We start from the raw sequence: 22,782 nt of genomic DNA on the forward strand, positions 1-22,782 counted from the left end.
AGCCGCCATCCGGCTTTGTGCCCGGTGGCGCTACGCTTACCGGGCCTACAGAGGTGCAAAACGTAGGCCGGATAAGGCGAAGCCGCCATCCGGCATCTCACGTCTTATTTCACCGGACGCATCGCCGGGAACAGAATCACGTCGCGGATGGTGTGGCTGTTGGTGAACAGCATTACCATGCGGTCGATACCAATTCCCAGACCCGCTGTCGGCGGCAGACCGTGCTCCAGAGCGGTAACGTAGTCTTCGTCGTAGAACATCGCTTCGTCGTCACCGGCTTCTTTCGCGTTAACCTGATCCTGGAAACGCTGCGCCTGATCTTCTGCATCGTTCAGCTCGCTAAAGCCGTTACCGATTTCACGGCCGCCGATGAAGAATTCAAAGCGGTCGGTGATTTCCGGGTTCACGTCGTTACGGCGCGCCAGCGGAGAAACCTCTGCCGGATATTCGGTGATGAAGGTCGGCTGAATCAGGTGCGCTTCCGCCACTTCTTCGAAGATCTCAGTTACGATGCGGCCCAGGCCCCAGCTTTTCTCAACCTTGATGCCGATAGATTCAGCGATCGCTTTGGCGGAGTCGAAGTTATCCAGATCGGCCATATCCGTTTCAGGACGGTATTTCTTGATAGCCTCGCGCATGGTCAGTTTTTCGAACGGCTTGCCGAAGTCGAACACTTCATCGCCGTAAGGCACTTCAGTTTTGCCCAGGATATCCTGCGCCAGCGTACGGAACAGCGATTCGGTCAGTTCGATCAGGTCTTTATAGTCCGCATACGCCATATAGAGTTCCATCATGGTGAACTCTGGGTTATGACGAACGGAGATCCCTTCGTTACGGAAGTTGCGGTTGATTTCGAACACGCGCTCGAAGCCGCCAACCACCAGACGCTTCAGGTACAGTTCCGGCGCGATACGCAGGTACATGTCCAGATCCAGCGCATTGTGATGGGTGATAAACGGACGAGCTGCCGCACCGCCAGGAATCACCTGCATCATCGGAGTTTCCACTTCCATAAAGCCGCGGCCCACCATGAACTGACGAATACCCGCCATAATCTGTGAACGGACTTTAAAGGTGTTACGGGATTCATCGTTAGAGATGAGATCCAGGTAACGCTGGCGATAGCGCGCTTCCTGATCCTGCAAGCCGTGGAATTTATCCGGCAGCGGACGCAGCGCTTTGGTCAGCAGACGCAGTTCGGTGCAGTGGATGGACAGCTCACCGGTTTTGGTCTTGAACAGCTTCCCTTTCGCGCCGAGGATATCGCCCAGATCCCATTTTTTGAACTGCTCGTTGTAAACGCCTTCCGGCAGATCGTCACGGGCAACGTACAGCTGAATACGGCCGCCGACATCCTGCAACGTAACGAAAGACGCTTTACCCATAATGCGACGGGTCATCATACGGCCCGCAACGGACACTTCGATGTTCAGCGCTTCCAGTTCTTCGTTCTCTTTCGCGTCGAAGTCAGCGTGCAGTTGGTCTGAGGTGTGATCGCGACGGAAATCATTCGGGAACGGGATACCCTGCTCGCGCAGGCTAGCCAGCTTCTCGCGGCGCGTTTTCAGTTCGTTGTTAAGATCGGTTACCGCGTCAGCGCCCTGTGCGTGTTGTTCAGACATGTTGGTTCCTCATAACCCTGCTTTCAAACTTGCTTCGATAAATTGATCCAGGCTGCCATCCAGCACCGCCTGCGTGTTGCGGGTCTCAACCCCGGTACGCAAGTCTTTAATGCGGGAGTCATCAAGGACATAAGAACGAATCTGGCTGCCCCAGCCGATGTCGGATTTGTTATCTTCCATCGCCTGTTTCTCGGCATTTTTCTTCTGCATCTCCAGTTCATAAAGCTTCGCTTTCATCTGCTTCATGGCCTGGTCTTTGTTTTTGTGCTGGGAACGGTCGTTCTGGCACTGCGTCACAATCCCGGTCGGGATGTGCGTAATACGTACCGCAGATTCTGTACGGTTAACGTGCTGACCGCCCGCGCCGGATGCGCGATAAACGTCGATACGCAGGTCTGCCGGGTTGATCTCGATATCAATATCATCGTCAACTTCCGGGTAGACGAACGCGGAGCTGAACGAGGTATGACGACGACCGCCGGAATCGAACGGGCTCTTACGCACCAGGCGATGAACGCCGGTTTCGGTACGCAGCCAGCCATAGGCGTATTCGCCGGAAATCTTGATGGTGACGGATTTGATCCCCGCGACTTCACCTTCAGACTCTTCAATAATTTCGGTTTTAAAGCCGCGCGCTTCTGCCCAGCGCAGATACATACGCTCCAGCATGCTTGCCCAGTCCTGCGCTTCAGTACCGCCGGAACCTGCCTGAATATCGAGGTAGCAATCCGCGCTGTCATACTCACCGGAGAACATACGACGGAATTCCAGCTGCGCCAGCTTTTCTTCCAGCGTATCGAGTTCAGCTACGGCTTCGTTAAAGGTTTCTTCGTCGTCGGCTTCTACAGCCAGCTCCAGCAGCCCGGAAACATCTTCCAGACCCTGAGTCATTTGGTCGAGGGTGTCGACAATCGCTTCAAGGGAGGAACGCTCTTTGCCCAGCGCCTGCGCGCGTTCGGGTTCGTTCCAGACATCCGGCTGTTCCAGCTCGGCGTTTACTTCTTCCAGACGCTCTTTCTTGGCATCATAGTCAAAGATACCCCCTAAGAACGTCAGAGCGTTCCGTGAGGTCCTGAATGCGGTTATTTACCGGGTTAATTTCAAACATGGTCTGATTTCTTTTATTGGACTAGTCAAAATGCAGTGATAAGAGCGGAATTCTACCGGATTCGCGCTCTCATTAATATACTGTTGTCAATTTGGCCAGAGGTGATCAATGATCAGCTGTAGGCTACGGTTGCCGCGAAACTCATTGATATCCAGCTTATAGGCAAGCTGAACTTCGCGTACGCCGTTATCCGGCCAGCAGGCGGTATCAACGTTAAACGCAATGCCGTCCAGCAGCGGGCCGCCGCCAACCGGTTCGACCATCACTTTCAGGTGGCGTTCGCCGACCAGCCGCTGCTGCAACAGGCGAAAACGTCCGTCAAACAGCGGTTCCGGGAACATCTGCCCCCACGGCCCCGCGTCACGCAGCAGTTGCGCCACTTCCATCGTCATCTCAGCCACGCTCAGCGGGCCGTCAGAAACTACTTCGCCCTGTAGCAGAGATGGGTCGAGCCACTCGGTCACCAGCTCGCCAAAACGCTGCTGGAAATGTTCAAACTGCGCCTCTTCCAGTGACAATCCTGCCGCCATCGCATGGCCGCCGAATTTGAGCATCATCCCCGGATACAGCGTATCCAGACGCTCCAGCGCATCGCGCATATGCAGCCCCTGAATGGAACGACCGGAACCTTTCAGCGTACCGTCACCGGCGGGCGCAAAAGCAATCACCGGGCGATGGAAGCGCTCTTTAATGCGCGAAGCCAGAATGCCGACCACGCCCTGATGCCATTCTGGATGATACATCGCCAGGCCGCCAGGCAGCGTTTCACGGCTGCGTTCCAGTTTCTCGCACAGGGTTAGCGCTTCCGCCTGCATCCCCTGTTCGATCTCTTTACGCGTCTGGTTCAGCGCATCCAGCTCATTCGCCAGCACCCGCGCTTCGCCGATGTTATCACACAGCAGCAACGCCACGCCGACGGACATATCATCCAGCCGCCCTGCGGCATTTAGACGCGGCCCCAGCGCAAAGCCTAAATCGCTGGCCGCCAGCTTCTGCGGATCGCGGTTCGACACCTCAAGCAGCGCCTTAATGCCTGGGCGACATTTTCCGGCGCGGATACGGCTCAACCCCTGCCACGTCAGGATGCGGTTATTGGCGTCCAGCGGCACCACGTCCGCCACCGTGCCTAACGCGACCAGGTCGAGCAGTTCCGCCAGATTCGGCGGCGTAATGCCACGCTCATCAAACCAGCCTTTATCACGCAGGAAAGTGCGCAGCGCCAGCATCAGATAGAACGCCACGCCAACGCCTGCCAGCGACTTCGACGGGAAATCGCAATCTCGCAGATTCGGGTTAATGATGGCTTCTGCGTCAGGTAGCGTATCGCCCGGCAGGTGGTGATCGGTCACTACCACCGGAATCCCCAACGCTCTGGCATGTTCCACACCGGTATGAGAAGAGATACCGTTATCCACCGTCACAATCAGCTGCGCGCCGCGAGCATGCGCCTGATCGACCACTTCCGGGCTTAATCCGTAGCCGTCTTCAAAACGGTTTGGCACCAGGTAGCTGATATTGTTACAGCCCAGCGAACGCATACCGAGGACGCTAAGCGCCGTACTGGTGGCGCCATCCGCGTCAAAATCGCCCACGACGACGATGCGAGTCCCCTCGCGAAACGCGTTATAGAGGATCTCAACCGCCTTTTCGACGCCGCTAAGCTGCTGCCACGGCAGCATCCCTTTTACGCTGCGCTCCAGCTCCTGCGCGCTGCGTACGCCCCGGCTGGCGTATAAACGGCGCAGCAGCGGCGGCAGGTCAGCAGGCAGCTCAGCTGTCTCGTCGGCCTCACGCCGACGAAGTTGTATCTGTTGTTTCACGCGAATTATTTACCGCTGGTCTGTTTCTGGTGCGCGTCAAGGAACGCCTTCATCTCTTTCGGCCCCTGATAGCCAGGCACCACATAGCCGTTGCTCAGCACAATCGCTGGCGTGCCGCTCACGCCGAACTGCACACCCAGCGCATAATGATTGGCGATATCGATATCGCAGGTGGCGGCTTTCACGCCTTTGCCCGCCATCGCCTCATCAAAGGCTTTGTTTCGGTCTTTCGCGCACCAGATGGACTTCATATCCTGCTCGGCCTGGCTTTCCAGCCCCTGGCGCGGGAAGGCCAGATAACGCACGGTAATCCCCAGCGCGTTATAGTCTTTCATCTCTTCATGCAGCTTGTGACAGTATCCGCAGGTGATGTCGGTAAAGATGGTGATGACGTGTTTTTCCTGCGGCGCTTTGTAAACAATCATCTCTTTTTCCAGCGCATTCAGGTGTTTCATCAGCAACTGATTGGTGACATTTACCGGCGACGCGCCGCTGACGTCATACATCGGCCCCTGAATAATATGCTTACCATCGTCGGTGACGTACAGCACGCCGCTGTTGGTCAGCACGGTTTTCATGCCTGCAACCGGCGCGGGCTGAATTTCCGTGCTCTGCACGCCCAGCTTAGTCAGCGACTGGCTAATGGCTGCATCGTCCGCATGAACCATTCCCGAAAATGCCGCCGCCAGCAGGGTGAACATCATAAAACGTTTTTTCATAACCTATCCTTTCCTGTCAGCACTCACGCTCGCGGGTGATGCTGTTGATGAAGTTGACGCAAGCGCTCCGTTGCGACATGAGTATAAATTTGTGTGGTCGAGAGATCGCTATGCCCAAGCAGCATCTGTACAACGCGTAAGTCAGCGCCATGATTCAGCAAATGGGTGGCGAAAGCGTGACGCAAAACGTGCGGCGACAGCTTTTCGCTGTCGATTCCCGCCAGCACGGCATAGTGTTTAATGCGGTGCCAGAAGGTCTGACGCGTCATTTGTTGCGCCCGCTGGCTGGGAAATAAAACGTCAATCGACACGCCGTTCAACAGCCACGGGCGCCCGTGCTCCAGATACGTCTCCAGCCAGTACACCGCCTCTTCGCCCAACGGCACCAGACGTTCTTTATTGCCTTTACCGATAACCCGCACGACGCCCTGGCGCAGGCTGATATCGCTCATGGTCAGCCCGACCAGCTCAGAAACGCGCAGGCCCGTCGCATACAGCACTTCCAGCATTGCTTTGTCGCGTAATTCCAGCGGTTGGTCAACAACTGGCGACTGTAATAATCTCTCAACTTGTGCTTCGCTGAGATCTTTTGGCAAACGCTGCGGAAGTTTGGGCGACGCGAGCTGCGCGCTCGGATCGTCCTCACGAAATTTTTCACGGTACAGATACTGAAAGAAGCGCCGCGTGGCGCTCAACAACCGTGCGGAACTGGTGGCTTTATACCCGCCATCCATACGTTCCGCCAGCAGCGTTTGCAAATCATCGCTCTGCACCGTCGCCAGCGTTTTTCCACGATGATGCAACCATTCAACCACCATCGACAAGTCGCGCCGATACGCGCTCAGCGTATTTTCCGCCAGATTACGCTCCAGCCACAGGGCATCGAGAAACTGCTCGATACGCGCCAGATCCTTATCCATCTCGGGCCCCTCTGCGTGTTAAATCAACGCCATTATGCCTGAAGCCGACGCCTTTCTGGTACACTAGCCGCATCGTCATCGCAAGAATCGAGAGCAGTACGTCATGAATATCGGCCTTTTTTATGGTTCCAGCACCTGCTATACCGAAATGGCAGCGGAAAAAATTCGCGACATTATTGGCCCGGAACTGGTCACATTACACAACCTCAAGGATGACTCTCCGACCTTAATGGAGCAGTACGATGTGCTCATTTTAGGCATTCCGACCTGGGATTTTGGTGAAATACAGGAAGACTGGGAAGCCGTCTGGAATCAACTGGACGATCTCAAGCTGGAAGGCAAAATTGTCGCGCTCTACGGCATGGGCGACCAGTTGGGCTACGGCGAGTGGTTCCTGGATGCGCTGGGTATGCTGCATGACAAACTTGTCACCAAAGGCGTTAAATTTGTCGGCTACTGGCCTACCGAAGGCTATGAGTTCACCAGCCCGAAACCGGTCATTGCCGATGGGCAACTTTTTGTCGGCCTGGCGCTGGATGAAACCAACCAGTACGATCTCAGCGATGAGCGCATCCAGGCCTGGTGCGAGCAAATTCTCGGTGAGATGGCAGAGCACTATTCCTGCTGACCGTTTTGCCGGATGGCGGCGTGAACGCCCTGTCCGGCCTGCATGGCGCACCGAACCGTAGGCCTTAAAGCTGCGCGCCATCAGGCCTTCGTCAGCGTTACCCCTGCGTCGCCTGTTGCAGCATTAACCGCCGTAAATCCCGCCACTCTGCGTCATCCATGCTGTCCGCCGCCAGCCACAAGTGCTGACGCTTCCCGCTGTCGGCGCGCAAACGCAGCATCATGCCAGTTTTAAGCATCCAGGGCGGGCCCTGAATCGTCCAGTCTTGCCCTTGCCAACGTAAACGCCCATCCATCAGCAATTTAATTTCGCCCTGTCGGGTATTAATCCGCCGCTGACTGCGCACACAGTCGAACACCACCAGCGAAAGCAATATCAGCCAGAGCGGCGTGTAGCTCAATGGCCAGGGCATCAATAAAACCAATGCGGCGACAAGCCCATGAATGAGCAAAGAGAGCCATTGTGCGCGCCAGGAGACGCGTAAATCAGATTGCCACAGGACCACGTTCCCGATTCCGTGTCTGGATGAGTTTCACCATTTGTTCCAGCTCTGCATCACCCGGTTTACCGTGGTTCATCAACCAGTTAAATAAATCAGGATCGTCGCATTCCAGCAAACGAACAAAGATGCATTTTTCTTCATCGCTTAAGTTATCGTACTCATGTTCGAAAAACGGCATGATAGAAATGTCGAGCTCACGCATACCGCGACGGCATGCCCAATGAATACGTGCTTTGTTATTAATATCCATGTTCTTCTTCCTGTCTCGCGAAAATGAAGTACCCGGCTATTGTAACGTGTTTTTCATGTTCTTTTACGGGAATCTCCATAAACGGAAGCATGATCGGCAAATAAAACCACATTAAGTCAAAGGGTTCATCGATTTTGCATCGCGCCTCGCAAAGCGGGCGATAAGGCACAAATGGGATGTTTAAACCGCTTGCAATGGGCTATAGCTCTTTTACCATTAGTCACTATTACTGCGTTAAGCAAATCAGGACATTATTATGGCTTTTACACCTTTTCCTCCTCGTCAACCGTCCGCGTCAGCCCGTTTGCCTCTGACGCTGATCACTCTCGATGACTGGGCGCTGGCCTCGATCACCGGCGCCGACAGCGAGAAGTATATGCAAGGTCAGGTCACCGCGGACGTCAACCAGCTTACCGAACAGCAACACTTACTGGTCGCCCATTGCGATGCAAAAGGGAAGATGTGGAGCAACCTGCGTCTGTTCCGCGACGGCGACGGTTTTGCCTGGATTGAACGCCGCAGTCTGCGCGAGGCCCAACTGACCGAGCTGAAAAAATACGCCGTGTTCTCTAAAGTCGCGATCACACCTGACGATGAGCGTGTTCTGCTCGGTATCGCTGGTTTTCAGGCTCGCGCAGCGCTGGCGAATATCTTTAGCGAGTTACCGAACAGCGAAAAACAGGTCGTGAGCGAAGGGGCGTCTACCCTGCTTTGGTTTGAACATCCGGTGGAACGTTTTCTGTTGATTACGGATGTCGCCACGGCTGAATCCCTGACTGAAAAACTGCGTGGCGAAGCGGCGCTGAACAACAGCCAGCAGTGGCTGGCGCTGGATATTGAAGCGGGCATTCCGGTCATTGACTCCGCGAACAGCGGGCAATTTATACCGCAGGCAACCAACCTACAGGCGCTGGGCGGTATCAGCTTTAAGAAAGGCTGCTACAGCGGGCAGGAGATGGTCGCCCGGGCAAAATTCCGCGGTGCGAACAAACGCGCGCTCTGGTCTCTGGCGGGTAAAGCCAGCCGCGTACCGGAAGCCGGAGAAGATCTGGAGTTGCAGATGGGTGAGAACTGGCGTCGTACCGGCACCGTTCTTGCGGCAGTGCAACTGGATGACGGCCAGGTTCTGGTGCAGGTGGTCATGAACAACGATATGGAAGCTGACAGCGTATTTCGCGTACGCGATGATGCGAATACTCTGCACATCGTACCGCTGCCCTATTCGCTGGAAGAGTAAAAAGAATAACGCCTGATGGCGCTGCGCTTATCAGGCCTACGGTTCAGTGCGCCATGCAGGCCGGATAAGGTATTAGCCGCCATCCGGCAGTTGGGTTTCAGGCCCCATCCCTCGTAGGCCGGATAAGGCGTAGCCGCCATCCGGCAACAGTGTGTCAGACCTGCCCTACGTACAGATAGATCGCCAGAAAGTGGCACACGCTGCCGCCCAGCACGAACCCGTGCCAGATTGCATGGTTATAGGGAATGCGTTTGCAGACGTAGAAAATCACGCCTAGCGAATAGACCACGCCGCCGACCGCCAGCAGCGTCACGCCTCCCGCCGCCAGTTTGATCGCCAGTTGATAAACCACAATCAGCGACAGCCACCCCATCGTTAAATACGTTACCAGCGAGAGAACCTTAAACCGGTGGGCAATAGTCAGCTTGAATAAAATACCGAGCAGCGCCAGGCTCCAGATGACAATCATCAGCCCACGCGCCAGCGGCGAATCCAGCCCCACCAGCAAAAACGGCGTATAGGTTCCGGCAATCAGCAGATAGATAGCGCAGTGGTCGAATTTTTTCAGCCAGATCTTCGCCCGCTGATGCGGAATCGCGTGGTAGAGGGTTGAAGCAAGAAACAGCAGGATCATGCTGCCGCCGTACAGGCTGTAGCTGGTAATGGCCGTTGCACTGGCATTCGCGTCTACCGCCTGAACCAGTAACAGCACCAGACCGACAATACCAAACACCAACCCAATACCGTGGCTGATGCTATTGGCAATTTCCTCTGCCAGCGAATATCCCTGTGCGATTAATGGTTTCTGCACCATAGCTTACTCCAAAGAACGTTCACAATCGTGATAGCGTTCCTAGCGTAACTGAGAATGGTTCCAGTGAACACCTGTTAGCTAAAATAAATATCAACTTAAGATTAATCTTTGTAAATCATGATGTTGAAACTTATTTTTCAACTAACAGTTGTTCATTAAAATCAAAGGCATTTAAAATCAATCACATAAAATTGCGTCTGATCCGGGTAAATCCCGGCAATCACATGTTTAAGCTCTTCAAGCGTCATGTTTTCCTGCCGGGCATGTTTTTCCGTTAGCGTGTCCAGCGTGACGGTTGAAGTGCCAACAACCTCAATTGTGCAGAAGTAACCCTCATCTTCGAAGCGTCCAACCCGTAGAATATCCCCGGCTTTGAAGTGTGATTCGGACTCGTCACGAATGGTGATAGTTTTGCGTCCGGCCAGAATGTCATCCTGGAAACGCTGAAAAAAAGTGATGTCATTTGGCTGCATGTTATTATTCCCTGTAGATGAAGTCTGATGAGTGAGTTTTGCCATTGTGAGTATGTTCTCCCACGCTGCCATCGCCAGTCTCAACAATCTTGAGATGCTGGTCTACAACTATGTCATCAAAAACCGTGACAAAGTCATGTACATGACCATTCGCGAACTGGCTGATGCCGTGGGCGTTTCCACCACCACCGTGCTGCGCTTTTGTCGCAAACTTCACTGTGACGGCTACTCTGAATTCCGCGTGCGCTTTAAATTATATTTAGAGCAGGATGAGCCGCAACAGGCTAATTTTGGCGCCAGCGAAATTATCAGTTTCTTTAAAAGCGTCAATAACGATGAGTTTGATAAATTACTCGATCAGGCTGTCGATATCATTTTATCTTCCGAACGTATTATATTTGTCGGCGCAGGAACTTCCGGCGCGCTGGCAAAATATGGCGCACGTTTTTTCTCTAACGTCGGGAAATTCAGTAATCATATTGACGATCCTTATTTTCCGGTCACCAACGATATGGCAAAAAACGCGCTGGCGATTGTGCTTTCAGTATCGGGAGAGACTGCGGAGATCCTGCGTTTTGCCAGCCAGTTCAGCCTGCACAACTGCAAAGTGCTGTCGATTACCAGCCATGAACACTCGGCGCTGGCAAAGCTGGCTGATTTTAATCTCTCCTGGCATGTACCACAAACCCGTATTGCTGGCGTTTATGATATTACAACGCAGATCCCCGTTATCTATATTCTTGAATCATTAGGCCGTAAGCTGGCGAAAAAATTAGCGTAAAAAAACAATTTGTTTTTTGGACGTAACAAATTACACCAGCGCTATTTTGTTATATCGTGACTTTTTGCCTTCCTTTGTTAGACTCAAAATCAGATTGTATTAATTTGAGATTGAGCAACAATGAAAAAACTCACCTTACCAAAAGATTTCTTATGGGGCGGCGCAGTTGCCGCTCATCAGGTTGAAGGCGGCTGGAACAAAGGCGGCAAAGGGCCGAGCATCTGTGATGTGCTGACCGGCGGAGCACATGGCGTACCGCGTGAAATCACCCGACAAGTCGTAGCAGGTAAATATTATCCGAACCATGAAGCGGTCGATTTTTACGGTCACTATAAAGAAGACATTAAGCTGCTCGCCGAGATGGGGTTTAAATGCTTTCGCACCTCCATCGCCTGGACCCGCATTTTCCCGCAGGGTGACGAGACGCAACCGAACGAAGAAGGGCTGAAATTCTACGATGATATGTTCGATGAGTTGCTCAGATACAACATCGAACCAGTCATCACCCTCTCCCACTTTGAAATGCCGCTGCATCTGGTACAGCAATACGGCGGCTGGACCAACCGTAAAGTGGTGGATTTCTTCGTCCGCTTCGCGGAGGTGGTATTTGAGCGCTACAAGCACAAAGTCAAATACTGGATGACCTTCAACGAGATCAACAACCAGCGCAACTGGCGTGCGCCGCTGTTTGGCTACTGCTGTTCCGGCGTGGTGTATACCGAGCATGAAAACCCGGAAGAAACCATGTATCAGGTGCTGCATCACCAGTTTGTCGCCAGCGCGCTGGCGGTGAAGGCGGCACGCCGCATCAACCCGGAGATGAAGGTCGGCTGTATGCTGGCGATGGTCGCGCTCTATCCGTTTTCCTGTAAGCCGGAAGATGTCATGTTCGCGCAGGAATCCATGCGTGAGCGCTATGTGTTTACCGACGTTCAGCTACGCGGCTACTACCCGTCTTACGTACTGAACGAATGGGAACGTCGCGGCTTTAACATCAACATGGACGCTGGCGACGCGGAGATTCTGCGCGAAGGCACCTGCGATTACCTTGGCTTCAGCTATTACATGACTAACGCAGTAAAAGCAGAAGGCGGTAGCGGCGATGCCATTTCCGGCTTCGAGGGCAGCGTGCCGAATCCGCACGTCAAAGCTTCCGACTGGGGCTGGCAGATTGACCCGGTCGGCCTGCGTTATTCCCTGTGCGAGCTGTATGAACGCTATCAGAAACCGCTGTTTATTGTGGAAAATGGGTTTGGCGCCTATGACAAAGTGGAAGAAGACGGCAGCATCAACGACGATTACCGCATCGACTATCTGCGTGCTCACGTAGAAGAGATGATGAAAGCGGTGACGTATGATGGCGTGGATCTGATGGGCTATACGCCGTGGGGCTGCATCGATTGCGTGTCATTCACGACCGGGCAATACAGCAAGCGTTACGGTTTTATTTACGTGAACAAGCATGACGACGGCAGCGGCGATATGGCGCGCTCGCGGAAGAAAAGTTTTACCTGGTATAAAGAGGTTATCGCCAGCAACGGCGAGAAGCTGTAATTTTTTGCCGGGTGGCGGCTAATACCTTATCCGGCCGACAAGTTCTGTCTCCGAATAAAAAAAAGCCGGGTAGCGCTTGCGCTTACCCGGCCTACAGCATGGCAGAGAGATTACTGATATTCGCTCATCGGTACGCAGGAGCAGAACAGGTTACGGTCGCCGTAAACGTCATCAAGGCGTTTCACGGTCGGCCAGTACTTGTTCGCTACCCCCGCCGGGAACACCGCGACTTCACGGCTGTATCCGTGGTTCCACTCCGCGACCAGCTCATTCTGCGTGTGCGGCGCGTTAACCAGCGGGTTATCCTCCAGCGGCCACTCACTGGCTTTCACGCGATCGATTTCCGCGCGAATCGCCAGCATCGCATTGATAAAGCGATCCAGTTCCATCTTGCTTTCAGATTCCGTCGGTTCAACCATCAACGTTCCCGCCACCGGGAACGACATGGTCGGCGCGTGGAAACCGTAGTCGATCAAACGCTTGGCAATATCCAGCTCGCTGATGCCGGTTTCTTCTTTCAGCGGGCGGATGTCGAGAATACACTCGTGCGCCACGCGGCCATCGCGACCGGTATACAGCACCGGATACGCGTCTTTCAGGCGGCTGGCGATATAGTTGGCGTTCAGAATCGCCACCTGGCTCGCCTGCTTCAGCCCTTCCGCGCCCATCATGCGGATGTACATCCAGCTGATCGGCAGAATGGATGCGCTGCCGAACGGTGCGGCGGACACCGCGCCCTGACGGGTCAGCATCCCTTCGATCTGCACCACGCTGTGACCCGGAACAAACGGTGCCAGATGTGATTTCACGCCGATCGGCCCCATACCAGGGCCGCCGCCGCCGTGCGGAATGCAGAAGGTTTTATGCAGGTTGAGGTGTGAAACATCCGCGCCGATGAAGCCCGGAGAGGTAATGCCAACCTGCGCGTTCATGTTTGCGCCATCGAGGTATACCTGGCCGCCGAACTGATGCACGATCTCGCACACTTCACGAATGGTTTCTTCGTACACGCCGTGGGTGGATGGGTAAGTCACCATGATGCAGGAGAGATTGTCACCCGCCTGCTCGGCTTTAGCGCGCAGATCCGCCAGATCGATGTTGCCGTTCTTATCGCATGCGACCACCACCACCTGCATACCCGCCATCTGTGCGGAAGCCGGGTTGGTGCCGTGAGCGGAGGCCGGGATCAGACAGATATCGCGATGCCCGTCGTTGCGGCTTTCATGATAATGACGAATCGCCAGCAGGCCCGCGTATTCGCCCTGCGCGCCGGAGTTCGGCTGCATACACACGGCGTCATAGCCCGTCAGTTTCACCAGCCAGTCAGAAAGCTGGTTGATCATCTGATGATACCCTTCCGCCTGATCTGCCGGGCAGAACGGATGCAGTTCCGCAAATTCCGGCCAGGTGATGGGGATCATCTCCGCCGCCGCGTTCAGCTTCATGGTACAGGAACCCAGCGGGATCATTGCCTGGTTCAGCGCCAGATCTTTACGCTCCAGCGAGTGCATGTAGCGCATCATCTCCGTTTCGCTGTGGTAACGGTTGAACACCGGGTGCGTCAGGATCGCGTCATCACGCAGCATACTCTCCTGGATAGAGCGGCTATCGTGCGCCACGTCTTTATCCAGCGTATCAATGTTCAGACCGTGGTCGTCACCCAGCAGTACAGAGAACAGTTGCAGCACGTTTTCGCGGGTTGTCGTTTCATCCAGCGTGATGCCAACAGCGTTGTGGATGTCGCTGCGCAGGTTGATCTCTGCGGCCTCCGCGCGCGCCAGGACGGCGGCTTTATCGGCCACCTCTACGCACAGGGTGTCGAAGTAATGCGCATGGCGCAGTTTCAGCCCTTTTTGTTGCAGGCCCGCCGCCAGAATGTCGGTCAGGCGGTGAATGCGATTAGCAATGCGCTTCAGCCCAACCGGACCGTGATAAACGGCATACAGGCTGGCAATGTTGGCCAGCAGCACCTGCGAAGTACAAATATTGGAGTTCGCTTTCTCGCGACGGATATGCTGCTCGCGAGTCTGCATCGCCATGCGCAGTGCGGTATTGCCCGCCGCATCTTTCGATACGCCGATAATACGGCCCGGCATGGAACGTTTGAATTCATCTTTGGCGGCAAAGAACGCCGCGTGTGGGCCGCCGTAGCCCATCGGTACGCCGAAGCGTTGCGCAGAGCCGAACACAATGTCCGCGCCCTGTTTACCCGGTGCCGTCAGCAGCACCAGCGCCATAAAATCGGCGGCTACGCTGACGATAACTTTACGTGATTTCAGTTCGCTAATCAGCGCGCTGTAGTCGTGGACTTCACCGGTGGTGCCAACCTGCTGCAACAGCACGCCGAACACATCCTGGTGATCCAGCACTTTTTCCGCGTCATCGACGATCACATCAAAACCGAAGGTCTCCGCGCGGGTGCGCACGACGTCCAGCGTTTGCGGGTGAACGTCAGAGGCGACAAAGAAACGGTTGGCGTTTTTCAGTTTGCTGATGCGTTTTGCCATCGCCATCGCTTCTGCGGCAGCGGTTGCTTCATCCAGCAACGAAGCGGAGGCCATATCCAGCCCGGTCAGATCCAGCGTCACCTGCTGGAAATTCAGCAGCGCTTCCAGACGCCCCTGCGAAACTTCCGGCTGATAAGGCGTATACGCGGTGTACCAGCCCGGATTTTCCAGCATATTGCGCAGGATAACCGGCGGCAGCTGCACCGCGGTATAACCCATGCCAATGTAAGACGTGAAGCGCTTGTTGCGACCGGCAATCGCTTTTAATTCGGCCAGCGCGGCGTATTCCGTCGCCGCTTCACCTACCTGCGGCGGCGTGGCAAGCTGAATGTCTTTCGGCACAATCTGGCCGATCAGCGCGTTTAACGACTCGGCGCCAACGGTATTCAGCATCTCTTGCTGCTGTGCGGCGTCCGGTCCAATGTGGCGTTCAATGAAAGCGCCGCTGTTTTCAAGCTGGCTTAGCGTCTGTGTCATGGGCGATGGTTCCTGAAACGTGCTGTGAATCGTGATTGTCTCTGGCTCAATTGCCCGGTGGCGCTAACGCTTACCGGGCCTACGCGTGCGAAAACGAATACGCAAAATCATTCACGTTGCAGGACGGCGGAGACGCAGAGAACCCCCAGGAGCTTACATAAGTAAGTGACTGGGGTGAGCGAGGAAGCCAACACACCTGCTGCGTGAAGGATGAAGCGTATTTATTCGTCTTCTAACAATGCTTCGTATGCGGTTGCATCCAGCAGCGAGTCGATTTCGCTTTCGTCGCTGGCTTTGATTTTGAAGATCCAGCCACCCGCATACGGCTCGCTGTTGACCAGTTCAGGGGAGTCGCTGAGCGCGTCGTTTACCGCCACAATCTCACCGCTCACCGGCGCATAAATATCAGAAGCGGCTTTTACCGATTCTGCTACCGCGCAGTCATCGCCCGCCGCAACGGTGGCGCCGACGTCTGGCAGATCGACAAAAACCATATCGCCCAGCAATTCCTGAGCGTGTTCCGTGATGCCAACCGTGTAAGTACCGTCTGCTTCTTTGCGCAGCCATTCGTGTTCTTTGCTGTATTTCAGTTCTACAGGTACGTTGCTCATCAATAAATCTCCAAAAAAGGATGAATCACGCGACGGCTTTGCCGTTACGCACAAAAACAGGTTTAGTGACTTTTACTGGCATTTCGCGGTTGCGGATCTGCACGATCGCCGTCTCGCCAATACCCGCCGGAACGCGCGCCAGCGCAATGCTATAGCCCAGCGTTGGAGAGAAAGTGCCGCTGGTGATAACGCCTTCCAGCTGATTCCCCTGGGCATCGGTAAAGCGTACCGGCAGTTCGTTACGCAGTACGCCTTTCTCGGTCATAACCAGACCCACCAGTTGTTCGGTGCCTTTTTCACGCTGGACTTCCAGCGCTTCGCGACCAATAAAATCGCGATCGGCCGGTTCCCAGGCGATGGTCCAGCCCATGTTCGCCGCCAGCGGAGAGACGCCTTCATCCATCTCCTGACCATACAGGTTCATACCCGCTTCCAGACGCAGCGTATCACGCGCGCCCAGGCCACACGGCTTCACGCCGGATTCCACCAGCGCACGCCAGAAATCCGCCGCCTTTTCGTTTGGCATCGCAATTTCATAGCCTGCTTCGCCGGTATAACCGGTTGTTGCAATAAACAGATCGCCCGCCTGCACGCCAAAGAACGGTTTCATGCCTTCCACCGCCTTGCGCTGTTCTTCAGTAAACAGCGTGGCCGCTTTCGCCTGCGCATTCGGCCCCTGTACCGCAATCAGCGACAGGTCGTCACGAACGGTGATGTCGATGGCGTAAGGTTCGGCGTGTTGGGTAATCCAGGAGAGGTCTTTTTCGCGGGTGGCGGAGTTTACAACGAGGCGGAAGAAATCTTCAGTGAAGTAATAGACAATCAGGTCATCTATCACGCCGCCCGAGGCATTGAGCATGCCAGAGTAGAGGGCTTTACCGGTCTTTGTGAGTTTCGCCACGTCATTCGCCAGCAGATAACGCAAAAACTCCCGGGTGCGGCTGCCGCGTAGATCGACGATGGTCATATGCGACACATCAAACATACCGGCATCAGTGCGAACTGCATGGTGCTCATCAAGTTGAGAACCATAGTGCAGCGGCATCATCCAGCCATGGAAATCCACCATGCGCGCGCCACAAAGCGTGTGTTGTTCGTATAAAGGAGTCTGTTGAGCCATCTTGTCCTCATTGAATAAGCGGGGCTTACAACCATTTCATGGTGAAATCTTCGCCACGAAACCCGGCGTCGCAGCCACTCCAGGGCTTCGACGCAAACGTTCTCTTTTACCTGAACTTACCACCGAAGCAGACGCTAAACCATAAGGCAAAATTAACCATCACATTAGCTTATGACCAAAAAACGCCAAACCCACCTCAGCATAAAAAACCACAAAATAAACAAACCACCTCCATAAACGATAATAAAATACGTAACCATCCCGCACACACCCATATTAAATGTGGAAAAAATGTCAAAAATGACGATAGTTGAAAATCGTAATATTAAAAAAACTAATGCGAAAAGAGAGGTGAAATTAGATTATTTCAAATGAGGAAAGCGTCCCGGCGCGAAGGCCGGGAGAGGAAAATGTGACGGGTTTCAAACTCTCAGAAGCAGGAGGGAAATGCTTAGCGGAGCCACTCAGGCAGATCGTTCAATCCCATCGCCTGACGAATCAGTTGCGGTTTTACGCCCGGAAGAGTATCGGCCAGTTTCAGACCAATATCGCGCAGCAATTTCTTCGCCGGGTTCTCTCCGGCAAACAGTTCGCGAAAACCTTGCATACCTGCCAGCATCATCGCGGCGCTGTGCTTACGGCTGCGCTCGTAGCGACGCAAATAGAGGTATTGACCAATGTCTTTGCCCTGGCGTTGCAGACGTTTGAGTTCATCGATCAACTCTGCGGCGTCCATAAAGCCGAGGTTCACCCCCTGCCCCGCCAGCGGATGGATGGTATGTGCGGCGTCGCCCACCAGCGCCAGCCGGTGTGCGGCAAACTGACGCGCATAGCGTCCCGTCAGCGGGAACACCTGGCGTTCGCTCTCAACGAGGCATAAGCCGAGGCGGTTATCAAACGCGACGTTCAGCGCCCGATTGAACGCATCCTCACTCGCCTGCTGCATATGCTCAGCGTCCTGCGGAGACAGCGACCAGACAATGGAACACAGATGCGGATCGCTTAATGGCAGGAACGCCAGGATGCCTTCGCCATGAAACGCCTGACGCGCAACGGCGCCGTGCGCCTCTTCGGTGCGGATGGTCGCCACCAGCGCATGATGACGGTAATCCCAGAAGGTCAGCGGAATATCCGCTTTGTTGCGCAGCCAGGAGTTCGCGCCGTCTGCGCCAATCACCAGCCTTGCCGTCAGCATCGCGCCATCTTTCAGGGTCAGGAAGGTTTCATTTTCTCCCCAGGCGACCTGCTGCAATTCAGCCGGCGCCATCAGGGTAATATCCGCTGACTGCTGCGCCTTTTGCCATAGCGCGTAGTGGATCACCGAATTTTCAATGATGTGCCCCAGGTGGCTGTATCCCATGCTTTTGTCATCAAACTCGATGCGGCCAAAGCTGTCTTTATCCCAGACTTCCATACCGTGATAGCAGCTTGCGCGGCGAGCAAGAATGTCTGACCAGACCCCAAGACGCGTAAGCAGTTTTTCACTGGCGGCATTGATAGCCGACACGCGTAATGCCGGGGGAGCGTCGCTCGCCAGCGGCTGTGGAACGCGCTGTTCCAGAACGGCCACGCGTAAACCGCTGCCCTGCAAACCGCAGGCGACAGCCAGGCCTACCATGCCTCCGCCAACAATGGCTACATCAACACTTTGCACTGTGTACTCCTGAAAATAGGACAATCAAAAACCGTAGGCCGGATAAGGCAAAGCCACCATCCGGCATTACATTACTTCCGCGGCATTGCCTGATGGCGCTGCGCTAATCAGGCCTACTTCTTTATTCCGACCTACCGGTAAATTATCGTGCGACCCAGCCCAACGTCCGTTTTGCCAACGTGTCGCGAAGGGGAGGCAATAACTCCATCGCCATTAAGCCGACGTTGCGCCCGGCAACCAGCGGCGCCCAGCGGTTAGCAAACAGATGCACCAGGCTATCCGTTATGCCAACCGTCGCCTCTCTGTCAGCCTGACGGCGCGACTGGTACTCAGAAAGCACGCCGTACTCGCCGACGTCCGCCCCAGACTCATGCGCCTGCACCAGCGTTTCGGCAAGGCTCATCACATCGCGCAGCCCCAGGTTAAACCCTTGCCCGGCGATAGGATGCAGCGTCTGCGCCGCATTGCCGACCAGCACGGTGCGATGGGTTATCGCTTTGGCCGCCGTGGTGAGCGCTAACGGATAAGCGCTGCGCTTACCCGCATGGGTGATTCGTCCCAGCCGCCAGCCAAACGCCGACTGTAGCTCATGGCAAAAACGTTCATCCGACCAGCGCATGATCTCATCGCGCTGTTCAAGCGGATGGCACCACACCAGCGAACAGCGACCTTCGGACATCGGCAACATCGCCAGCGGGCCGTGTTGGGTAAAGCGTTCAAACGCACGTCCATCATGCGCGATAGCAGTCGCAACATTGGCAATCACCGCCAGTTGTTCATAAGGCTGCTGCTGCCAGTCCACGCCGCAGGCGGTCGCCAGGGCGGAGTGCGTACCGTCGGCCGCCACCACGACATGACCAGAAATCACGTCGCCGTTTTCCAGAGTGACATTCACCTTTTCTTGCGTCCGCGCCACGCTGGCAACGCGATCCGGGCAATGCAGCGTCACGCCCGGCGCTTTGCGCAACAGCGCAAACAGTCGCTGACCGACATCATGCAGCTCCACAACCTGCCCCAACGCAGCGATGCTGTAATCCTGCGCGTCCAGAGTGACAAAACCGGCATGGCCGCGATCGCTGACATATACCGTGTTGATCGCCGTTGCGCAATCAGCAATCGCCTGCCAGACGCCAATCCGCGCCAGTTGCTGACAGGTGCCTGCCGCCAGCGCGATCGCCCGGGCGTCGAACCCGGGATGCGCGGCGGCTTCAGGCGCGCTCGCTTCAATCAGGTGCACGGCCAGTTTGCCGTGGCTAAGCTGAGAAAGGGCCAGCGCCAGCGTCGCGCCCACCATACCGCCGCCAACAATAATCACGCTCATAGCTGACGCGCCGCCGCCATTAAGGCTTCAATATCGTCCGCTTTTTTCACCACGCTGGCGGTCAGGTTTTCGTTGCCCGTTTCCGTAATGACGATGTCATCTTCAATACGGATACCGATGCCGCGATACGCTTCCGGCACGTCGGCGTCCGGCGCAATGTACAGACCCGGCTCAACGGTGAGCACCATGCCCGGCTCCAGCACGCGGGAGCGATCCTGCCCGTAAACGCCAACATCGTGTACATCCAGCCCCAGCCAGTGGCTAAGACCATGCATAAAGAATGGACGATGGGCGTTTTCCGCGATCAACTGCTCCACGTCGCCCTGCAAAATGCCCAGATTCACCAGCCCCGCGATCATGATGCGCACCACTTCTCCCGTGACCTCCTGGATAGACGTTCCCGGGCGAAACAGGCGTAAGCTGGTTTCCAGCGACGCCAGCACGATATCGTAGATTTCGCGCTGAGCGGGCGTAAATTTGCCGTTCACCGGGAAAGTACGCGTAATGTCGCCAGCATAACCTTTGTATTCGCATCCGGCGTCGATCAACACCAGATCGCCGTCGCGCATTTCGCTTTCATTTTCGGTGTAGTGGAGGATGCAGCCGTTCTCACCGCTGCCAACAATGGTGTTATAAGACGGATAGCGCGCGCCGTGACGGTTAAATTCGTGGTGAATTTCACCTTCCAGTTGATATTCGAACATCCCCGGACGGCATTTTTTCATTGCGCGGGTATGCGCCAGCGCGCTGATCTCGCCCGCGCGACGCATGACGGCAATCTCTTCCGGCGATTTAAACAGGCGCATCTCGTGCACCATTGGCCGCCAGTCGGTCATCGTCGCTGGTGCAGTCAGGTTCTGTCGGGAACCTTTACGCAGTTTATCCAGCGCGGCGAAAACAATCTCGTCGGCATACGCATATTCGCCCTGCGCGTGGTAAACCACGTCAAGGCCATTGAGTAGCTGATAAAGCTGCTGGTTGATTTCGCTGAACGCCAGCGCGCGGTCCACGCCCAGTGTTTCCGGCGCGGCGTCCTGCCCCAGGCGGCGGCCAAACCAGATCTCCGCCGTCAGATCGCGAACGCGGTTAAACAAAACGCTGTGGTTATGAGTGTCATCGCTTTTAATCAGCACCAGCACCGCTTCCGGCTCGTTAAAACCGGTGAAATACCAGAAATCACTGCTCTGGCGATACGGATATTCACTGTCCGCGCTGCGCGTGGCTTCCTGAGCTGCAAAAATCAACGCGGCGCTGCCCGGCTGCATTTGCGCCAGTAATGCCTGGCGGCGACGCTGATACTCCTGCTGAGATATATCGCTCATAACACTCTCCATTGCGTTTACGTTCTTAGTGCAGAGTCGGTTTCTGGACTTCCGGCGCCGTCGGCTGCTGACGCGTAAAGGTGTCGTGGCACAGCAGCGCCGCAACCCGCACATATTCGATGATCTCTTCGAGCGACATCTCCAGCTCTTCCTGATCTTCGTCTTCGTCATAACCGAGCTGGGCGATGTTGCGCAGATCGTCAATGGCTTCACCGGTTTCGCCGGTCACTTTATCCAGCTTAGGCTGCGTGACGCCAAGCCCCAGTAAAAAGTGGTTAACCCAGCCGGCCAGCGCATCAGCGCGATCGAACACGCTCACGTCGTCGCCTTCAGGCAGAAAAAGCTGAAAAAGGAAGCCGTCGTCTTCCAGCGCGTCGCTGGTTGCCGCGTGCATTTTACGCAGCGCCTGCGCCAGTTCGTGACCAAAGGCCAGCCCCTCGTTCGTCAGGTCGTGCAACAGCGGCTGCCATGAGCTGTCGTTGTTGCCGCCGCAAATCATCCCACTGATCAAACCGTGCATTTCGGACGGGGTTAACCCCGTCCCCTGTTGGTTCAAAAACTGGTTCATTTCGTTGTAACCAGGCATTTCGTTCTGTATAGACATAAGCATTCGTCATCAAAGGGAGGATATTCATGATATGCTACCACTTTGGACCCTGGTGAACCAGAAAAGGGCTTGTATCTTCACACCGGGGTAGCTATAGTGTCGCCCCTTCGCCGACCCAGGGTCTGGAGGCGAAGGCAGCGCAGTCAATCAGCAGGAAGGTGGCATGTCTGCACAACCCGTCGATATCCAAATTTTTGGCCGTTCACTCCGCGTGAATTGCCCGCCTGAACAAAGGGATGCGTTGAATCAGGCTGCGGACGATCTGAATCAGCGGTTGCAAGATCTAAAAGTTCGCACTAGAGTCACAAATACTGAGCAGCTGGTTTTCATTGCCGCATTGAACATCAGCTATGAATTAACTCAGGAAAAAGCGAAGACCCGCGACTACGCGGCGAGCATGGAACAACGAATTCGGATGCTTCAACAGACCATTGAACAGGCGTTGCTTGATCAGGGTCGCATAACCGAAAAAACGGGCCAAAACTTTGAATAACACTTTTCGGTTTACTATGGTAGAGTGACCGTGAAGACAAAATTTCTCTGAGATGTTTGCAAGCGGGCCAGTCCCCTGAGCCGATATTTCATACCACAAGAATGTGGCGCTCCATGGTTGGTGAGCATGCTCGGCTAGTCCGAGAAGCCTTAAAACCGTGACGACGCATTCACCTTGAACCAAGGGTTCAAGGGTTACAGCCTGCGGCGGCATCTCGGAGATTCCCCTTCTACCTGGCGACA

Annotated in this window: 21 protein-coding genes and 1 other RNA gene; 6 read left to right on the plus strand and 16 right to left on the minus strand. The window is 55.1% G+C overall.

The window, feature by feature from the left end; all coding sequences use genetic code 11:
- Window positions 1–104: 104 nt before the first annotated feature.
- The 5 genes from lysS to xerD all read right to left on the minus strand — a co-directional run bounded on the left by lysS (window position 105) and on the right by xerD (window position 6,189).
- Complete coding sequence (gene lysS / locus OGV67_RS13965) at window positions 105–1,622, minus strand: lysine--tRNA ligase (RefSeq protein ID WP_012134993.1); 1,518 nt, start codon at window positions 1,620–1,622, stop codon at window positions 105–107.
- A gap of 9 nt (window positions 1,623–1,631) precedes the next feature.
- A protein-coding gene (prfB, locus tag OGV67_RS13970; RefSeq protein ID WP_096753903.1) for a peptide chain release factor 2 occupies window positions 1,632–2,730 on the minus strand; the annotation gives its coding sequence in 2 pieces (ribosomal slippage) (window positions 1,632–2,654 and window positions 2,656–2,730; 1,098 coding nt in all).
- 86 nt (window positions 2,731–2,816) lie between these two features.
- On the minus strand, window positions 2,817–4,550 hold the full coding sequence (gene recJ, locus OGV67_RS13975) for a single-stranded-DNA-specific exonuclease RecJ (RefSeq protein ID WP_049008966.1): 1,734 nt from the start codon (window positions 4,548–4,550) through the stop codon (window positions 2,817–2,819).
- Between the two features lie 5 nt (window positions 4,551–4,555).
- On the minus strand, window positions 4,556–5,269 hold the full coding sequence (gene dsbC, locus OGV67_RS13980; protein ID WP_115614443.1) for a bifunctional protein-disulfide isomerase/oxidoreductase DsbC: 714 nt from the start codon (window positions 5,267–5,269) through the stop codon (window positions 4,556–4,558).
- Window positions 5,270–5,292: 23 nt separating this feature from the next.
- Window positions 5,293–6,189 (minus strand): site-specific tyrosine recombinase XerD, encoded by an 897-nt coding sequence (gene xerD, locus OGV67_RS13985; protein WP_115614442.1) that lies wholly within the window; start codon window positions 6,187–6,189, stop codon window positions 5,293–5,295.
- A 103-nt stretch (window positions 6,190–6,292) separates the two neighbouring features.
- On the opposite strand from xerD, the gene fldB reads away from it, so the two are divergent.
- A complete protein-coding gene (gene fldB, locus OGV67_RS13990) occupies window positions 6,293–6,817 on the plus strand; it encodes a flavodoxin FldB (protein WP_012134999.1) in 525 nt (174 codons plus the stop codon).
- 97 nt (window positions 6,818–6,914) lie between these two features.
- Here fldB and OGV67_RS13995 read toward each other — a convergent pair whose 3' ends face one another.
- Both OGV67_RS13995 and sdhE read right to left on the minus strand, forming a co-directional pair.
- The gene (locus OGV67_RS13995; RefSeq protein ID WP_024130921.1) at window positions 6,915–7,322 is read right to left on the minus strand and encodes a protein YgfX; all 408 of its coding nucleotides are present in this window, start codon (window positions 7,320–7,322) and stop codon (window positions 6,915–6,917) included.
- Window positions 7,303–7,569 carry an FAD assembly factor SdhE gene (sdhE, locus tag OGV67_RS14000; RefSeq protein ID WP_024130922.1) on the minus strand — a complete coding sequence of 89 codons (267 nt, stop codon included), beginning with the start codon at window positions 7,567–7,569 and terminating at the stop codon, window positions 7,303–7,305. The genes OGV67_RS13995 and sdhE overlap by 20 nt, the downstream gene beginning before the upstream one ends.
- A 256-nt stretch (window positions 7,570–7,825) precedes the next feature.
- Between sdhE and ygfZ the strand changes: the two genes are divergently transcribed.
- Complete coding sequence (ygfZ, locus tag OGV67_RS14005) at window positions 7,826–8,806, plus strand: tRNA-modifying protein YgfZ (RefSeq protein WP_286465656.1); 981 nt, start codon at window positions 7,826–7,828, stop codon at window positions 8,804–8,806.
- A gap of 154 nt (window positions 8,807–8,960) precedes the next feature.
- Here the strand turns inward: ygfZ and trhA are convergent, their stop codons facing one another.
- Both trhA and yqfB read right to left on the minus strand, forming a co-directional pair.
- Entirely contained in the window at window positions 8,961–9,620 is a 660-nt protein-coding gene (trhA, locus tag OGV67_RS14010; protein ID WP_012135004.1) for a PAQR family membrane homeostasis protein TrhA, read from the minus strand.
- Between the two features lie 161 nt (window positions 9,621–9,781).
- Window positions 9,782–10,093: a N(4)-acetylcytidine aminohydrolase gene (yqfB, locus tag OGV67_RS14015; protein WP_047461422.1), complete on the minus strand. Its 312-nt coding sequence runs from the start codon at window positions 10,091–10,093 to the stop codon at window positions 9,782–9,784.
- A 52-nt stretch (window positions 10,094–10,145) separates the two neighbouring features.
- Here yqfB and OGV67_RS14020 point away from each other — a divergent pair, with 52 nt between their 5' ends.
- Both OGV67_RS14020 and bglA read left to right on the plus strand, forming a co-directional pair.
- On the plus strand, window positions 10,146–10,874 hold the full coding sequence (locus tag OGV67_RS14020; RefSeq protein WP_012135006.1) for a MurR/RpiR family transcriptional regulator: 729 nt from the start codon (window positions 10,146–10,148) through the stop codon (window positions 10,872–10,874).
- Between the two features lie 120 nt (window positions 10,875–10,994).
- Window positions 10,995–12,428 (plus strand): 6-phospho-beta-glucosidase BglA, encoded by a 1,434-nt coding sequence (bglA, locus tag OGV67_RS14025; protein WP_115614440.1) that lies wholly within the window; start codon window positions 10,995–10,997, stop codon window positions 12,426–12,428.
- Window positions 12,429–12,538: 110 nt separating this feature from the next.
- On the opposite strand, the gene gcvP is transcribed toward bglA, so the two are convergent.
- From gcvP to ygfB, 7 genes are all read right to left on the minus strand, one after another.
- Entirely contained in the window at window positions 12,539–15,412 is a 2,874-nt protein-coding gene (gene gcvP / locus OGV67_RS14030) for an aminomethyl-transferring glycine dehydrogenase (RefSeq protein WP_115614439.1), read from the minus strand.
- A 221-nt stretch (window positions 15,413–15,633) separates the two neighbouring features.
- The gene (gcvH, locus tag OGV67_RS14035; RefSeq protein WP_012135010.1) at window positions 15,634–16,023 is read right to left on the minus strand and encodes a glycine cleavage system protein GcvH; all 390 of its coding nucleotides are present in this window, start codon (window positions 16,021–16,023) and stop codon (window positions 15,634–15,636) included.
- A 25-nt stretch (window positions 16,024–16,048) separates the two neighbouring features.
- A complete protein-coding gene (gene gcvT / locus OGV67_RS14040) occupies window positions 16,049–17,143 on the minus strand; it encodes a glycine cleavage system aminomethyltransferase GcvT (RefSeq protein WP_012135011.1) in 1,095 nt (364 codons plus the stop codon).
- Between the two features lie 451 nt (window positions 17,144–17,594).
- Entirely contained in the window at window positions 17,595–18,797 is a 1,203-nt protein-coding gene (gene ubiI / locus OGV67_RS14045; protein WP_024130924.1) for an FAD-dependent 2-octaprenylphenol hydroxylase, read from the minus strand.
- 142 nt (window positions 18,798–18,939) lie between these two features.
- A complete protein-coding gene (ubiH, locus tag OGV67_RS14050; RefSeq protein WP_115614438.1) occupies window positions 18,940–20,118 on the minus strand; it encodes a 2-octaprenyl-6-methoxyphenyl hydroxylase in 1,179 nt (392 codons plus the stop codon).
- Window positions 20,115–21,440 carry a Xaa-Pro aminopeptidase gene (pepP, locus tag OGV67_RS14055; RefSeq protein WP_115614437.1) on the minus strand — a complete coding sequence of 442 codons (1,326 nt, stop codon included), beginning with the start codon at window positions 21,438–21,440 and terminating at the stop codon, window positions 20,115–20,117. The genes ubiH and pepP overlap by 4 nt, the downstream gene beginning before the upstream one ends.
- 25 nt (window positions 21,441–21,465) lie before the next feature.
- Window positions 21,466–22,044, minus strand: a complete 579-nt coding sequence (ygfB, locus tag OGV67_RS14060; RefSeq protein WP_147294118.1) for a UPF0149 family protein YgfB — start codon at window positions 22,042–22,044, stop codon at window positions 21,466–21,468.
- A gap of 166 nt (window positions 22,045–22,210) precedes the next feature.
- Between ygfB and zapA the strand changes: the two genes are divergently transcribed.
- Both zapA and ssrS read left to right on the plus strand, forming a co-directional pair.
- Entirely contained in the window at window positions 22,211–22,540 is a 330-nt protein-coding gene (zapA, locus tag OGV67_RS14065; protein WP_006686880.1) for a cell division protein ZapA, read from the plus strand.
- Between the two features lie 41 nt (window positions 22,541–22,581).
- Window positions 22,582–22,765: non-coding RNA, 6S RNA (gene ssrS / locus OGV67_RS14070), on the plus strand.
- Window positions 22,766–22,782 lie beyond the last annotated feature (17 nt).

The organism is Citrobacter sp. CK188 (genome assembly GCF_030333525.1).
Taxonomy (GTDB): Bacteria; Pseudomonadota; Gammaproteobacteria; order Enterobacterales; family Enterobacteriaceae; genus Citrobacter_B; species Citrobacter_B koseri.

Bases quoted from the DNA above. Each gene is read 5' to 3' on its own strand.
- lysS (WP_012134993.1), bottom strand. From the start codon at position 1,622: ATGTCTGAACAACACGCACAGGGCGCTGACGCGGTAACCGATCTTAAC.
- dsbC (WP_115614443.1), bottom strand. From the start codon at position 5,269: ATGAAAAAACGTTTTATGATGTTCACCCTGCTGGCGGCGGCATTTTCG.
- xerD (WP_115614442.1), bottom strand. From the start codon at position 6,189: ATGGATAAGGATCTGGCGCGTATCGAGCAGTTTCTCGATGCCCTGTGG.
- fldB (WP_012134999.1), top strand. From the start codon at position 6,293: ATGAATATCGGCCTTTTTTATGGTTCCAGCACCTGCTATACCGAAATG.
- sdhE (WP_024130922.1), bottom strand. From the start codon at position 7,569: ATGGATATTAATAACAAAGCACGTATTCATTGGGCATGCCGTCGCGGT.
- ygfZ (WP_286465656.1), top strand. From the start codon at position 7,826: ATGGCTTTTACACCTTTTCCTCCTCGTCAACCGTCCGCGTCAGCCCGT.
- trhA (WP_012135004.1), bottom strand. From the start codon at position 9,620: ATGGTGCAGAAACCATTAATCGCACAGGGATATTCGCTGGCAGAGGAA.
- yqfB (WP_047461422.1), bottom strand. From the start codon at position 10,093: ATGCAGCCAAATGACATCACTTTTTTTCAGCGTTTCCAGGATGACATT.
- OGV67_RS14020 (WP_012135006.1), top strand. From the start codon at position 10,146: ATGTTCTCCCACGCTGCCATCGCCAGTCTCAACAATCTTGAGATGCTG.
- bglA (WP_115614440.1), top strand. From the start codon at position 10,995: ATGAAAAAACTCACCTTACCAAAAGATTTCTTATGGGGCGGCGCAGTT.
- gcvP (WP_115614439.1), bottom strand. From the start codon at position 15,412: ATGACACAGACGCTAAGCCAGCTTGAAAACAGCGGCGCTTTCATTGAA.
- gcvH (WP_012135010.1), bottom strand. From the start codon at position 16,023: ATGAGCAACGTACCTGTAGAACTGAAATACAGCAAAGAACACGAATGG.
- gcvT (WP_012135011.1), bottom strand. From the start codon at position 17,143: ATGGCTCAACAGACTCCTTTATACGAACAACACACGCTTTGTGGCGCG.
- ubiH (WP_115614438.1), bottom strand. From the start codon at position 20,118: ATGAGCGTGATTATTGTTGGCGGCGGTATGGTGGGCGCGACGCTGGCG.
- pepP (WP_115614437.1), bottom strand. From the start codon at position 21,440: ATGAGCGATATATCTCAGCAGGAGTATCAGCGTCGCCGCCAGGCATTA.
- ygfB (WP_147294118.1), bottom strand. From the start codon at position 22,044: ATGTCTATACAGAACGAAATGCCTGGTTACAACGAAATGAACCAGTTT.
- zapA (WP_006686880.1), top strand. From the start codon at position 22,211: ATGTCTGCACAACCCGTCGATATCCAAATTTTTGGCCGTTCACTCCGC.